This is a genomic window from Streptomyces sp. NPDC014764, from assembly GCF_043082785.1.
Lineage (GTDB): Bacteria > Actinomycetota > Actinomycetes > Streptomycetales > Streptomycetaceae > Streptomyces > Streptomyces althioticus.
In genome coordinates this window covers 320443-335320 of record NZ_JBIBXY010000003.1, presented here as the reverse complement: position 1 = coordinate 335320, position 14878 = coordinate 320443, and the positions used below count along the sequence as shown (strand labels likewise).

9 protein-coding genes and 1 pseudogene are annotated in these 14878 nt (G+C 68.3%); 3 read left to right on the top strand and 7 right to left on the bottom strand.

Annotated features, from left to right (window positions below):
* Nucleotides 1-40: 40 nt before the first annotated feature.
* Entirely contained in the window at nucleotides 41-1054 is a 1014-nt protein-coding gene (locus ACF1AG_RS10255; protein ID WP_359604697.1) for a 4-hydroxy-3-methylbut-2-enyl diphosphate reductase, read from the top strand.
* A 75-nt stretch (nucleotides 1055-1129) separates the two neighbouring features.
* Nucleotides 1130-1876 (top strand): polyphosphate--glucose phosphotransferase, encoded by a 747-nt coding sequence (ppgK, locus tag ACF1AG_RS10250; RefSeq protein WP_359604695.1) that lies wholly within the window; start codon nucleotides 1130-1132, stop codon nucleotides 1874-1876.
* 6 nt (nucleotides 1877-1882) lie between these two features.
* On the opposite strand, the gene ACF1AG_RS10245 is transcribed toward ppgK, so the two are convergent.
* Entirely contained in the window at nucleotides 1883-2554 is a 672-nt protein-coding gene (locus tag ACF1AG_RS10245) for a DUF6542 domain-containing protein (protein WP_391809593.1), read from the bottom strand.
* Nucleotides 2555-2735: 181 nt separating this feature from the next.
* On the opposite strand from ACF1AG_RS10245, the gene ychF reads away from it, so the two are divergent.
* Complete coding sequence (ychF, locus tag ACF1AG_RS10240) at nucleotides 2736-3824, top strand: redox-regulated ATPase YchF (protein WP_163087423.1); 1089 nt, start codon at nucleotides 2736-2738, stop codon at nucleotides 3822-3824.
* 134 nt (nucleotides 3825-3958) lie between these two features.
* Here the strand turns inward: ychF and ACF1AG_RS10235 are convergent, their stop codons facing one another.
* The 6 genes and pseudogenes from ACF1AG_RS10235 to ACF1AG_RS10210 form a co-directional block, all read right to left on the bottom strand.
* Complete coding sequence (locus tag ACF1AG_RS10235; RefSeq protein WP_359604691.1) at nucleotides 3959-4951, bottom strand: hypothetical protein; 993 nt, start codon at nucleotides 4949-4951, stop codon at nucleotides 3959-3961.
* A gap of 38 nt (nucleotides 4952-4989) precedes the next feature.
* Nucleotides 4990-6261: a hypothetical protein gene (locus tag ACF1AG_RS10230; protein WP_359604689.1), complete on the bottom strand. Its 1272-nt coding sequence runs from the start codon at nucleotides 6259-6261 to the stop codon at nucleotides 4990-4992.
* Nucleotides 6258-11786, bottom strand: coding sequence for an FxSxx-COOH system tetratricopeptide repeat protein (gene fxsT / locus ACF1AG_RS10225; RefSeq protein WP_391809592.1), 5529 nt, complete (start codon nucleotides 11784-11786; stop codon nucleotides 6258-6260). Before fxsT ends, ACF1AG_RS10230 begins: the two co-directional genes overlap by 4 nt.
* A 221-nt stretch (nucleotides 11787-12007) precedes the next feature.
* Nucleotides 12008-12221 (bottom strand): annotated as a pseudogene (locus ACF1AG_RS10220) (DNA-binding protein); the annotation flags it as partial.
* A gap of 1089 nt (nucleotides 12222-13310) precedes the next feature.
* Complete coding sequence (locus ACF1AG_RS10215; RefSeq protein WP_359604685.1) at nucleotides 13311-14609, bottom strand: M14 family zinc carboxypeptidase; 1299 nt, start codon at nucleotides 14607-14609, stop codon at nucleotides 13311-13313.
* Between the two features lie 12 nt (nucleotides 14610-14621).
* Nucleotides 14622-14873 carry a hypothetical protein gene (locus ACF1AG_RS10210; protein WP_359604683.1) on the bottom strand — a complete coding sequence of 84 codons (252 nt, stop codon included), beginning with the start codon at nucleotides 14871-14873 and terminating at the stop codon, nucleotides 14622-14624.
* Between the last annotated feature and the right edge of the window lie 5 nt (nucleotides 14874-14878).

The following is a 14878-nucleotide window of genomic DNA, read 5'->3' as shown; positions in this document are numbered from 1 at the left end:
GGCGGCACCGTGCCCGGACCCCGCGGACACGGCCCGTACGATGGGACGCATGACCGCTTCGACTGGCCGCCGTGTCCTGCTCGCCGCCCCCCGGGGCTACTGCGCGGGGGTGGACCGCGCCGTGATCGCCGTCGAGAAGGCCCTCGAGCAGTACGGGGCTCCCGTCTACGTGCGGCACGAGATCGTGCACAACAAGTACGTCGTGCAGACCCTGGAGAAGAAGGGCGCGATCTTCGTCGAGCGGACGGAGGAGGTGCCCCCGGGCAACATCGTGATGTTCTCCGCGCACGGCGTGGCCCCCGTCGTCCACGAGGAGGCCGAGCGCGGCCGCCTCGCCACCATCGACGCCACCTGCCCGCTCGTCACCAAGGTCCACAAGGAGGCGGTCCGGTTCGCCAACGAGGACTACGACATCCTCCTGATCGGGCACGAGGGTCACGAGGAGGTCATCGGCACCTCCGGCGAGGCCCCCGACCACATCCAGCTGGTCGACGGCCCCGGCGACGTGGAGAAGGTCGAGGTCCGCGACCCGTCCAAGGTCGTCTGGCTCTCCCAGACCACCCTCAGCGTCGACGAGACCATGGAGACGGTCGACGCCCTCAAGGAGAAGTTCCCCCAGCTGATCTCGCCGCCCAGCGACGACATCTGCTACGCCACGCAGAACCGCCAGCTCGCGGTCAAGCAGATGGGCGCCGAGGCCGACCTGGTGATCGTCGTCGGCTCCCGCAACTCCTCCAACTCCAAGCGGCTCGTCGAGGTCGCCAAGCTGGCCGGCGCCCGTGAGGCGTACCTGGTGGACTTCGCCGACGAGATCGACGAGTCCTGGCTGGAAGGCGTCACCACGGTCGGCGTGACCTCGGGCGCCTCGGTGCCGGAGGTGCTGGTCGAGCAGGTCCTGGAGTGGCTGTCGCAGCGCGGCTTCGAGGACGTGGAGATCGTCAAGGCGGCCGAGGAGTCCATCACCTTCTCCCTGCCGAAGGAGCTCCGCCGCGACCTGCGCGAGGAGGCCGCCGCGCTGACGGCCGAGCGGGGCGGCGCGGGCAGCGGGTCCTAGCCACTCGAAGTGCCCTCACGGCAGCCGCTTCCACGACGACCGGTGGGCTTCCCCCGGTCGTCGTAACGTGGTGCCATGGAGATCTTCGGCGTGGACATCGGCGGATCCGGGATCAAGGGCGCCCCGGTCGACCTCGACAAGGGGGACCTGGCGCAGGAGCGCTGCAAGGTCCTCACCCCGCACCCGGCCACGCCGGACGCGGTGGCCGACGGGGTGAAGCAGGTCGTCGACCACTTCGGCTGGACCGGCCCGGTCGGCGTCACCTTCCCCGGAGTCGTCACCGACGGCGCCACGATCCGCAGCGCGGCCAACGTCGACAAGAGCTGGATCGACACCGACGCGCGCGTCCTGCTCGGCGACCGCCTGGGCGGTCTGCCCGTGACGGTCGTCAACGACGCGGACGCGGCCGGCGTCGCCGAGATGCACTTCGGCGCCGGACGCCACCGCAAGGGCACGGTGATCGTGCTGACCTTCGGCACCGGCATCGGCAGCGCCCTTTTCGTGGACGGCGTCCTCGTCCCCAACACCGAGCTGGGCCACCTGGAGCTGAAGGGCCACGACGCGGAGAAGCGGGCCGCCACCAAGGCCAAGGAGGACCACGACCTGTCGTGGGACGAGTGGGCGCGCCGGGTGCGGAAGTACCTCGCCCATGTCGAGATGCTGTTCTCGCCCGAGCTGTTCGTGATCGGCGGCGGCGTCAGCCGCAAGGCGCACAAGTTCCTGCCGAAGCTCGAGGGCATCAAGGCGGAGATCGTGCCGGCCCACCTGCAGAACAACGCGGGCATCGTGGGCGCGGCGATGCGGGCCGCCACGGGGGTGTAGGGAAGCTCAGGCGGGTGCCTTGCCCGCCCCTCGGGCCGGCGCCTTGCCGGTCCGGTTCGGGGCGGGGCGGCGGTTGGCGGTCCTGGCCCGCCGTACCCGCCGCACGCGGCGGACGAGCACCAGCGCGCCCGCCAGCAGCGTCCCGCCGTAGAGCCAGCCCGCTTGGGTGGCGAGGCCGGTCACCATGCCCATCAGCCGGTCCGGCACGCTCCCGCCGCCCTCGTCGGCGACCGGCACCAGACCCACCGCGAAGGCGATCGGCACCACGACGGGCGCGATGAGCAGGTCCCCCTCGCGCACCCAGAGCGCGGTCAGCACGCACACCGGCAGGAACAGCACCCCGTAGACGGTCAGGGAGGCGCCGAACAACACCTCGGTGAGCAGCCCGAGCGCCAGCATCACCGCTCCGCAGAACAGTCCGCCGCCCAGCCCGGTGAGCCGGGGCCCGGGCACGCGCCGCGCGGGCGGCGGGGGAGCGGGCCGGCGTCCGGCCGGCCGCGGGGACCGCTGGGGCCGCGGGGCGCGCGGGGACCGGGCGACCCCGCCGCCCGCCGCCCGTCCCGCCTGCGGGGGCAGCGGCGGCCCGGGCGGCCGTGACGTCCGAGGGCTCGCCGACGGGGCCGGCGCCGGCTCGCGTCGCGGTCCGTGCTGGGCGGGTCGCGTCCTGTGTTGCTCCACTGGACCAACTTAGGTCGTTTTATGTGTCCGGTGGCTGGTCAGACACGCCGGAATCCGGTCGTCGACCGGGCGTTCGACACAGCGCCCGGCCGCCCGCGGGCACGCCGTAGACTGGTGGATCGGTCCACGCCGGCGCCTCGGCCGGCCCTCGCCCCCCTCCTCACGTACGGGAAGTCGCAACGTGTCGCTCACGATCGGAATCGTCGGTCTGCCGAATGTCGGCAAGTCGACCCTGTTCAACGCCCTGACCAAGAACGACGTGCTGGCGGCCAACTACCCGTTCGCCACGATCGAGCCGAACGTGGGCGTCGTCGGCGTCCCCGACCCCCGGCTGACCAAGCTGGCGGAGATCTTCGGCTCGCAGCGGGTCCTCCCGGCCACGGTCGACTTCGTCGACATCGCCGGCATCGTGCGCGGCGCGTCCGAGGGCGAGGGCCTGGGCAACAAGTTCCTCGCCAACATCCGCGAGTCCGACGCGATCTGCCAGGTCATCCGCGCCTTCAAGGACGAGAACGTCGTACACGTCGACGGCAAGGTCTCGCCGAAGGACGACATCGAGACGATCAACACCGAGCTGATCCTCGCCGACCTCCAGACCATCGAGAAGGTCCTGCCCCGCCTCCAGAAGGAGTCGCGGATCAAGAAGGACGTCGCGCCCAAGGTGAAGGCGGTCGAGGAGGCCAAGGAGATCCTGGAGAAGGGCGACACGCTGTTCTCGCAGGGCATCGTCCAGGGCACGGAGCGGGCGGAGCTCCTCCACGACCTGCACCTGCTCACCACCAAGCCCTTCCTCTACGTCTTCAACGTCGACGAGGACGAGCTGACCGACGAGGACTTCAAGAACGAGCAGCGCGAGCTGGTCGCCCCCGCCGAGGCGATCTTCCTCAACGCCAAGCTCGAGGCGGACCTCGCCGAGCTGGACGAGGACGAGGCGCTGGAGCTGCTCCAGTCCGTCGGCCAGGAGGAGCCCGGCCTCGCCACCCTCGCGCACGTCGGCTTCCGCACGCTCGGCCTCCAGACCTACCTGACGGCCGGCCCCAAGGAGTCCCGCGCCTGGACCATCAAGAAGGGCGCCACCGCCCCCGAGGCCGCCGGTGTCATCCACACCGACTTCCAGAAGGGCTTCATCAAGGCGGAGGTCATCTCCTTCGAGGACCTGGTCGAGTCCGGCTCGGTCGCCGAGGCCCGCGCGAAGGGCAAGGCCCGCATGGAGGGCAAGGACTACGTCATGCAGGACGGGGACGTGGTGGAGTTCAGGTTCAACGTTTAGCGGTCGCCGTAGCTCGGCCTCGGTCGAGCAGGCAAACGTGCGTGATAGCGGGGTCGGTCCGGTCTAGGGCCGGCCCCGTCGGCGTCCTGCCCCGTCCAGATCCGCCACCGGATCAGGGCAAGGCAGAACTGGATTCATCGGGAGCGCTCGGCGAGTGTGAGGATGAGATGCGCGGATTCGGCCTTGATGAAATCCGAATGAGCACCGGAAGGTGAGAGCCGAGTACGACGACCACCCCGGTACAACCAGTCCGCGTTGACATTGACCACACGGTGATCCAGGACCTGCTGCGGGTACGGTGTGCCGATGGGGAGCAGTCGTGTGGAGAACTGAGGAACGGGCGCAGGTCCGGTCCCCGAATGCCCGATGCCGGGTGCTCCCTCGGCCCTCAAATGCCAGAAACCGGTTGCTCTGTCCCAGCGGGAGTGGGTCAGGACGAGGGGGCCCCGCAATGGCGCCCCAAGATTCCCGTCGGAGGGGAACAATGTCTTGAAGTGCCGCAGGAACACGTCACGTGGCGCGGCCATTTGGAAGATGAGAGTGCTGTCGATGGTGAAAGGCCGTCGGGAGTCGTAAGGAGTACTCCAAGAGAGTACGGGCGGGGGTTCGGCAGCACGTTGCATCGCCTCGCACAGAAAGCGGCCGCCGAACGAGTGCCCGATGAGATGCAAGTATTGTCCGTTGTTGTTGGCCAATACTTTCGGTGCGTGCGGATCAGTGCGTCCGGTGTCCAAGTAGCCGAGCAGGTGCCCGATGACATACGGTGCGTGGCCCGCTCCGTCCGCACTCATCGCGTGCGCCCTGTCCCGGATCAGTCGGTAACCCCCGAGAGTGGGACGACTGGAGGAGGGCCAGCGTACTATCACGCTCCACGGCCGGTACCCGTCAGCCAGCGCAGGATACTCGTCGGGACGCTCGGTCCGCAGTTCGACGGCCTTGCCGAGAAGGCGGCTGGCACTGCGCACGGCGGCTGAACGAGGCGTCCGCCAACCGTGCACATAGACGTGGATGTCGGTCGCCCACTCGGGGATGCGAAGCCGCCGCGCGAGATGCTCCGCGACGCCGTTGACCGGAACCAGTACGCCCTCGGGGGTCAGCAGTTGCCCCCTTTCGTTCAGGTCGACCACTTCGGGGTCCGGGAGTGTGCTCTGTACTGACCTAGGCCTCATGAGGCCAGATCCAAACGGCTGTGAAGTCCGCAGTGCAGCGAGTATGTGAGCGCCAGCGGATTGTGGTACTTCTCGGCAAAAGTCCTCACCAGCTCACGGCTTATCTCCCCGGCCGTGCGGCGTCCTTCCAGATACATGTCGAGGAAGGAGTAGGCGTACTCCGACGCGAAGACCTGAGGTATCTCGATCTGAGGGCCAAGGACGCCGTGGGCGCCCAGGTTGATCAAAGCAGTGCCGAGATGACCGACGTGAGGTTCGGCAGCCGCCTGGCCTGTGTGACAGGCGTTGAGCAGCACGAACGGCTTGAAGCGCTGAGGCAGTCGGCGCAGCGGGCGGCGCCTCCGCATGAATTTGGCACCGTCGATCAAGTCGGCGTCAGACAGCTTGATGACCAGACGGCGGTTGGCGGTTCCCTCGTCCATCAGATGCCCGTGACACCAGAAGTACATCAGGTCCTCGGGCAGCACCGCCGTGCCGAGGGCTGTCAGGAGATCCTTGCCCTGGGTACGCACGGTGAGACGGGAACGGCTCGCTAGAAGACCGTGCACGTCCTCTGCCCGGCCAACTCTCCCGAGAGTGGTGTCCGTGTTCAGGCTGGTGATCGCTTTCAGGCGAGGCTCCAGCTGCATCTGCTGCACGTACTCGTAGCCAGGGCTCGTATGCTCGACCTGATGCCGGTGGCCGAGGAAAGCGTCCCATGGGTCCTCGTGTGAAGACGGGTCGACGGCGAGCATGGGCCACGGCAAAGGCAGGTCGGAATCAAAGCTGACCCGCAGGTCGGACTTCTCCGCCAGTGTTTCCAGGAGGAACTGGCGCAGCCGCAGGAGGCTGGAACCTTCTCCGTCGAGCATGACGTCCAGGACGTCGTAACCGTCCTCGGCCAGGCTCCTTACGAGGCCCTTGACGACGGCCGAGTGCGGAGTCAGATCCACCTGTTCCGACAGTGGCCGCCCTCCCACCTTTGTGCCAGGAGCCGGGTTGTCAGCGGTGTGATCGACGATCAGACGCTTCCATTCAGCACGTAGTGTGCCGGCCTTCTCGAGAAGTGTTTGTGGCGTCGTGTCCAAGCGGGCATTGAGCCATTGCTCGGGCGACGGCAGCCAGGAGACATAGACGGTCAAGGTCAAGGTGTCGCGGTCCGAATGGCGCAGGATGATCCGGACATCGCGCTCCATGTCGCTGCCCGGCGTCCGCTCGGTTCTCGGTGGAGGAAGCGTGTACCCCGATGACGGGTTACGGACGATCTCGACGGTGAGTTCCTGGGTCATACGGGTCGGTCACTCCCCTGCTCCCGCGCTTCGTCGAAGTCACCGATCCCGGGTACATGCACCACGGTTTCCAGGTCTTGGAGCGCTACTCCGGAGGCGTGGTCGTACAAGGTGAAACGGAGCTTGTGCTGTCCGGGTGCCCTGGGCGTGAAGGAAAAGACAGCCGGGCTGCCTCCCGGGACGTAGCCGGTGACCGCCGGAAGGACGACCGCGTCGGTGCGGCAGTCCGCCACAACCTCCACCGGGGCGAGATCGGGGGCAGGCACGCCTTCCTCGCGTTCCAAGGACACCTCGACGGAAGACCCCGTCCCCATGCGCGGCTCGTTGACGAGAGTCACCCGTGGCTTCCAGGCGGGTCTCGTTGTGCGGAGGCGCCAACGCAGCTCCTCTGTCCGGGGATGATCCGCTCCGAAGACGCTTTCCCAGCGACGCATCAGGTCGCTCTGCCAGCCAGGCGTTGCTGGCCCGTCGGTCTCCAGGCGAACCAGAACCAGCTCCGCGTGGCTCTCCAGGGTGTCGGGGTGATCAGGGCCGAGCACGCACGCCCGGCCGGTGTGCACTGCCTGGAGCAAGGTCACTGCCTCGTCGCTCCGGTCGGCGTCACACAGTGCCCGGGCAAGCTCGATGGGCAGGCTCGGCAACTGGGTGCCCAAACGGTCCGCGAAGAACTCCACCACCAGACCCAGTCGGATGCCGTCCTCTGGCCCGGTCGACGTTCCGGTACCACCGTCCGTCCCCACGGTCTCCGCACTGTTCGCTGCCTGTCTGTGGACGCGGATCAGATGGTCGACGTCGGTTGGCCAAAGCGGGTCATCCTGTAGCCGACCGACAGAGCGGATCAGCTCCTCCAGGACCCGCCTGGCCCGATCCGGTTCGCCCGCCTGCAGCAAGGCGTGGCCGAGAACCGCTGATGGTTGCCAGACGCGTCGATGCCCTTCCCCGAACAGGCGAACGGCTTCGTTCACGGTCAGCTGCGCCAGATCGACAGCGCGTTCAGTGAGGCCGGAATCGGCAAGGAGCCATGCGAGGTCGCCACGTATGGCCGAAGTCCACCAGTGTTCCTCGGGCAGCAGTTCTTCGCACTGCTTGAGCAATCCCTCGAAAAGGGACGTGGCCCAGGGCAGATCCCCCGCCTCCCAAGCGGCGAAGGCCAGGCCGACTCTGCAGGCTATTGTGGCAATGTGGTCGGCGCCCCGGGTCCGGTCGCTGTCCAGCACCAGTTCCGTGAGGTGCTTCACGGCCGACTGCAACTCGCCGGCCAGGCGCAGGGAGCGGCACCACGCCCTCCGTGCGTCCAGTGCCGAACTGTGCTCGGCTCCCAGCACTCTGCAGTGGTCACTGACGAGTTCATCGTGGAGCCGCAGCCCGCGCTCGATGTCACCGGCGCTCGTGCAGGCCGCGGCGAGCCTGCCGCGGGCCCTCAACGTGCGGGGGTGATCCGCCCCAAGGACCCGGGTGCAGTCGGTTACCAGTTCTTCGGCGGCACTGAGGGCCGTGCGGGCCGTCGACCCGCCCAGGAGGACCCAGACGATGTCGTCACGTACCTCCAGAGTGTCGCTGTGATCGGCTCCGAGAAGCTCTTCCACATCCCTGAGGAGCCGGTTCAGGTCGCGCAGCGCGCCGGCCCGGTCGTCGGCCAGTTCGCGCAGCCTAGCCAGAACGGCACGGGCCGACAGAGTGCTGCTGTGGGAGGCGCCCTGTACGGCGGTGCGATCCGTCACCAGGCTCTCGGCCGACGCTATGGCCTGCCGGTAGTCGTCCGCGTCCTCGAACGCATAGGTGAGCATGGACCGGGCGTCCAGCACCGCGACGTGTGTGTCTCCCTGCAGCCTCAACCGGTCGGCCAGCAAGGACTGCTGGCCTTCGATGGCGCGTCGGAGCCGGCCGGAACGCATCCAAGCGAACAGCAGCCACGAGCGTGAGTTCAAGGTGTCCGAATGATCCTGGCCCAACACCCGTGCGTAGTCGTTGACCAGTGGCCCGGCAAGCTCCTCGGCAAGGAAGTGATTCCCTGCGGCGATGTGCCCTGCGACGACGTCGAGCCGGACACTGAGTACGCCGGGATGGTCGTCCCCGTCGCGCTCCGCTCGCTTCTCCAGCACGTCCATCAACGTTTTCAGCGATGCCTCGTGCTGGCCGGCGGCACGTTGAACAAGGGCCAGGTCGCGTCGAGCAAGCAGACAACGCCGGTGTAGAGGGCCCCAGAGCCCCTCCCAGGCCGTGACCGCCTCCTGGTAGAGGGCGATGGCCCATTGATGATTCTGGGCGGCGGAATAGGCATCGGCCAGGTATTCGGTCGCCAGTATCGCGGCCGGGGAATCGTCTCCCAGCAGCCGGCGACGCGTTTCGAGGAGTTGCGATAATTCGGCGACGGCTCTCTGGTGGTCGTCGGCTTGGAGATAGGTCAGTGCGAGGCCGTTACGGGCGTCCAGTGTTCCGGGCGCCTCCGGGCCGAGCAGGCGCGTCCGGTCGGCGATCAGCCGCTGATACTCCGAGATCGCCTGGTCGTAGTGGCCTGCTGATCTCAGCACACGGGCGCGAATCGCTCGGCACCTGAGCGTGTCCGGGTGCTCCGCGCCCATCACGCGCGTCCTGTCGGCGATGACTTGCTTCATGACGGCAAGCGACTGGCCGAACGCGGAGGCCGTCCTGTGCGCCAGGCCGAGTTTCTCCTGGATGCGCAGAGTACGGGGGTGGTCCGAGCCGTGTACCTGTCTGTAGTCCTCGACCAGACTCTCGTAGGCGCTGATGGCGTCCGCGTGGCGGTTGTTCGCAACGAACAGCATCGCCATGGAGTGGCGAACGGACAGGGTCCGCGGGTGCTGGGCGCCGAGGACGTCCACGAGATCGGCGAGAAGCGTGCGCAGCTCCTCGACCGCCACCTCATGCCGACCGTCGTCCTGGTAAGCGAACGCGAGCCGTTCCCGGATGTCCAGGACGTGCGGGTGCTCCGGGCCCAGCAACTTGATCCGGTCGTCCCGAACTGCCGAGTAGACCTCGATGGCCTCCTTGAAGTCGGACGCCGCGCGTAGGGTGTGACCCAGGCCCGCACGGGCGGTGAGCGTCGCTGGGTGCTCTTCGCCCTGTGCTCTCTTCCAATCGGCCACCAGGCGCTTTCGCTCGTTGAGAGCGCGCCGGAGATCACCGGCCATCTGCAGGGCCCCGGCAAGTGCCCCACGGGCGCGCAAGGTGTCCGGATGCGACGCGCCGCGGACTCGCTCATAGTCCGCGATCACTTGTTCGTGGCATGTGGCCGACTGGGCGTGATCCCCCCGGATTCCGTGGACCTCGGCAATGTCGTCGCGGTAGTTGAGCGTTGCCGGATGGTCCGGCCCCTGCACACGCGCGCTGTCCTTGGCCAGGGACTCGAAGAGGGGTAGGGCGGCTTCCGGACCGTCCGCGTCGATGACGGCATATGCGAGAGCTTGCCTGCTGCGCAGCGTGTCCGGGTGATCTGTCCCTTGGACGCGGATCCGATCGCTCACCACCCGTGTGTAGATCTCGACTGCGGTCTTCGGGTGCCCCGCAGTCATGTACGCCGATGCGAGCCAGCCCTGACTGGTGAGCGTTTCGGGGTGATCCGGACCGTGTACGGAGGTCCGATCTCGGATCGCCTGTGCGTACAGTTCCAGAGCGGTGTCGTGGTCACCGGCCGAGAGGTAGGCGTAGGCCAGATTGGTCCGGCTGTTGAGGGTGTCCTTGTGCCGGGCCGTGAGGGTACGTTCGCGGTCGGCCACGACCGTCTCGAACTCCTGGATGGCCTCCACGTGACGCCCGGCCGTCTGCAGCGCATAAGCAAGGTCGTTCCGGCTTCGCAGGGTGTCCTCGTGGTCGAACGTCTGAATACGTCGGCGGATGCCGACGACCGCCTGTAACTCTTCGACAGCTCGTACCACTTCGCCGGCCTTGCGGTAGGCGTAGGCCAATCGTTCCCGGCTGGAGAGTGTCTCCAGTGCATCGGCGCCGGACACAGCGGCGCGGTCGAGAAAGAGATCCTTGCAGAGGGCCACGGCTCTCATGGGGTCGCCGGCCTTTGCATGCAGTTCCGCCAGGCGATCCCTGTCACTGAGAGTCGTTCCGTGGTCGATTCCCCACAGTCGGGTGGCGCAGTCCACGACCCGCTGCATCAGAGGTATGGCCAAGACATGCTGCTCGCGAGCGACGAGTTCGTTCGCACCGCGCCGGTACATGGCGGCCAGGTTCGAGTCCGCATCGGCGTCCTGCGCCGATCCGGTCGCCGCCAGGGCCTGAATGTGGATCAGGAACGGTGCCACGCTGTCAGGCGCTGCGGCGACCGTTGCGGCAAGCGCCCGCTCGGCTTGGCCACGCGCGTCCGGGGCGTGCTCCGGTGCCTGCTCACGCAAGGTTCGCTGCAGGAGCCGATGCAGAGCGATCCCATCCGGTCCGAGGGACACCAGGTGATAGCTGACCAGCGCCTGTAATGCTGACTCGATCTCTTCGGCGGAGCTGCCTAAGTGCTTCAGGACCACGGAAGGCAGGGCTTCGGGGGCGTACCAGGCAAGCGTGTGCAACATCGATACAGCCAGTGGATGCCGGGCGCGGATGGCCTGCAGGCTGGTGCGGCAGATCCGGGCGATCGCCCGAGAGGCCGCACTGTCTCCCGCACCGGCGGCCTCTGCTGCCGCGTTCACCAATTGCGCCCGATACGCCGCGAATCCCGTTTGCGTCTGGCGTAAGTAGGCGCGGGCCTGCGCCAACGCCAGTGGAAGATGTCCGAGTTCCTCAGCAAGCAACTCGGCTTGTGAGCGGTCACCCGGTGCGTCTTCTTCGGGGGCCCTACCGTCTCGCTCCGTGCCGGGGGCACAGAGCAGGTCCACCGCGGCCTCATGGTTGAGCAGGTCGAGACTGATCAGCTTTGTGTCTTCGGGCCATCCGGTACGGCATCTGCTCGTCACCACCTGATGGCCGCGCGCCAGTAGGCGGCCGAGGAAAGGAGTGAGATGCTCGGGTCGTTCGACATTGTCGTACACGAGGAGCCATCCCGGGTGAGCCTCCAGCCAGGTAAGGGCCCACTCGGTGCGCTCCTTGGGGGTTGAGCGGGTGGCCCAGTCGGGGAACAGGGTAAGTGTCAGTTCAGCCAGGCCCGAAGAGATCTGTTCCTCGCTCTCGGCGGTGATCCACCAGACGAGGGTGTATTGCTCCCGGTGGTGATGTGCGTAATGCAGGGCCAGAGTCGTTTTCCCGATACCCCCAAGTCCGCTCACTGTCGTGGCGGCCGGCTGGGTGATCACCCCGCCGCCCTCCGTCAACGAGGCTGCCAGTCTGGCAAGGTCTTCGGCGCGGCCGACGAAAGGCGTCTGGGAGAGGGCGGGGAGGTTGTCCAGGCCAGGGCGAGGCGATAACCGGGCGGCCGCTTCCTTGGCTTCGGCCGACAGAACCGTCGTGTGGCGCTCGGTGTGAGGATCACTGTCGGAACGCGACCTGTTGTCCTCCTGAGTGAGGAAAGCGGGATCGCCCTGCGCGGCATCCACCGACGCGATGCGCGACTGTTCTGTGATGATCATCGCTCCCCCAGGCTGCTGATCACCTTCTGCTGCACCCATGCTTAACGAGCATCGGAACGCTACGAAATGGCGTGACAAGATTGAAGGGGTAACTGTAGGGGCCTCCTTGAGGCCTGTCACTCAGGACATTCGACGAACGGCCGAAGTCGGCCATTCTCCTCTCGCCTCCACCACTCGACGAGTAGTGACGACTTCGGCCGCACCACCGAAGTCTGCTGGCCCGTTGCTGCGACAATCGCGTCCAGGGCGTGCTTGTGACCGTGCAGGCCGGCGATGGCGAGCCGCTTACTCGCCTGCCGGGAGGCCGCCTCGTCGGGCGGGACGACGTTGACGCGGGATACGGCTGTCGTACTGTGCCGGCCATTCGGTCAGTTCCGGGTCTCACCGTGCGAGCTTGGACAGGCTCTTGCACCCCAGGACGAGGGTGCCGCTCACGCGGCGTCCGTAGCGCTCGTCGCGTACCGCGCTATACCGTCCGCTTGGTGTCGATCGCCTGTTGATCGACCGGACCATGTTCGCATCCCACGCCGCCTGGTGCGCTGGTTCAGGGCGGCGATGGCGCCCTCGTGCAGTGACACGGACACGGGTCGGACAGGGCCTTCCGCAGGGACCGGCGCCGGGTGGGACATGCCGACCAGTGCAATGCAGACATCGTCTTGCGGTGCGGAGATGTGGCCGGTTGCCCCAGCTCACACTCGGTCCGTGAATCGGGCGGTTACGTACGACTGTTCCGGGGATGTCGATCGCGTTCGCGAGTTGCTGGGGCGGGTCGAGCGGGGGGATGACGGCGAGGCGTGGAACGAGCTGGGGGGCACCGGCTGCGGCTCCGGCTGCGGCTCGAATGCACGACGGTCTTCCCCGCGGGCTTCGCCGCACTGCCCCGCCTGCTGCCTCTCTCGTCGCACAGTGGGCGGGCGCGCGAGCTCTCCGGGCTGATCGTGATGTGTGTCCCGTCCAATCATGGCCGTGACGACCTGCTGCCGGGCTGCGGCGACGCGATCAGGACGTTCCGCGCGATCCTCGACCGGCACCTGCGGTCGCGACCGGACGACTACCTGGCGAGCTTCCGCTTTCTGCTGGCGACCGAGGAGCAGTACCACTGGAGCGCCGTCCTCGGAAACTTCTCGGACGACTTCTACGAGGTCGCCTGCCCGCACTGCGTCGTCGACGTGACGATCGCCATCGGCGCATACGGGCGCTACTCAGCGATCCGGGACTGGAACCTCGGGGACGTGGACCGGCGCGACCTGAGGCCCGCGGACCCTGCGGCCCTCTCCAGCGTCGGGCGGCGGATGCACGCTGGCCGTCCGCGACGGCCAGGGCCCCCTCGCCGACGGCATCGCCCACCTCTTCGGGCACGCAGAATGCCCCCGCCGCGCCAGCGTCTTCGACATCGCCGAGGAGTACACGTCCGCCAACCGTCCGGTGATGTGAGGGGGACCGACGGGTCTGTCGTGGGGTGCCACCGGTGGGCCACCCCGTGAGCAGTGGCCCACTCAGCGACCAACCTCCACCCGTGAGAGGTCAGCGAAGCGCCGCGCGCACCGCGCACTCCGCCGCCGCCAGGACCGTGCGCGCCTGGAGGTCCGTCTGGTCGGGCACCGGGACCCAGCGCAGGCCCAGGGCGCGGGTGAAGTCCTCGGACCAGGCCGTGAACAGGGCGTGCAGTTCGTCGTGGAGCGCGGGCGCCGCGGAGTCGTCCGAGGCCGACAGCAGGCGTAGGAGCAGGCCGGCCGCGCGGAGCGGCTGGCGGCGGGCCACCACGTCCAGGGCGCAGACCTGCGCCGTGGTGAGGTGCTTCCCGTCCTCGGCCGCCTGCCGGGCCAGCGGCTGCCAGGAGTCGGCCACCAGGTCGTACAGACCGTCCGCCATCCACTCCAGCACGCGCCGGGGCGCGCTCTCCTCGGGCGGCGGCAGGAGTCCGCGCGCCTTGTCCAGGAGCGCCGTCACCTGCTCGCCCCCGTCCCGCACCAGCCGGGACAGCCCGCGCAGGGCGCCTGCGGCGTCGGGGTACGGGGAGGGATCGTCGGCCAGGGCGCTCGCCCACATCGGCACTTCGACGATCGCGGTGACACCGCCGTACCGCCCGGGCGCGCACCATGTGGACCGGCCGATGTTCTCGGAACCGGCCGCGAGCCGCCCCGTGCTCTCCGGCGGGGGCAGGACGTGGACGCCGGGGGCGGGGTTCTCCCAGTACAGGGCGTCGAAGGTGCCGTGCTGCACCGGGACGGAGAGCCCGGCGGCCGCCGTGTGGAAGCCCTCGGCGAACCCTGGCAGGCCGTCCGTCAGCTGGACGAAGGCGCCGCCCGCCTCGATGCCGTGCAGGGAGCACTGGAGGACCGGCCGCCGCTCGTCGATCAGGTCGAACAGCGCCCGGCTCTCCGGGAGCCGGGCCGACTCGATCGGCGCCCACTCGGGCTGCTCCGCCGCGACCGGGCGGAACGCGGTGCGGAAGTAGCGCTCCGGGGCGGGCGCGGGACCGGCCGTGGCCTTCTCGATGCCGTCGCTCAGCGCCGCCCCGTCCGGGTCGAGGCACAGTACGACGTCCCAGGTGACGCGCGCCGGATCGGTCGCCGGGGTGCGCCCGTCGCCGCGTGCCACCCGTTCGGCCAGGGCGAGCGCGGTGACGGCGCCGACCGGTTCGTCGGGATGCGGACGGGCGACCACCAGGACGTGCGCGGGGCCGTGCCCGACGGACAGCATCTCCAGCGGACGCCCCGCGCGGGACGTGCCGACACGGCGCAGACAGCCGGCCCCCGGGTACCGGGTGACCAGCCGCCGCGCCGCTGCCGAGACCTCAGCGACCGTGAGGTAGCGGTCCATCCTGTCGGTCCGTCAGCTGCCGCCGTTGCCACCGCTGTCGCCGGTGGTCTCCTTCTTGTCCAGCGGACGGATCTCGATCTTGTTCGCCATGCCGTTCCTCCCGTTGTCGTCGAGTACGAAGGGCCAGATGTGCGCTTGCCAGCGTTCGCCGACCGGGCAATCGTTGTCAATGTGCGTTGAAGGAGCGGTAGTTGGGACCGACGAGATTGGCGCGAAGATGACGGTGCGGACCACGGGCCGGGCTGCCGAGGACAGGGCGGTCACGGCCC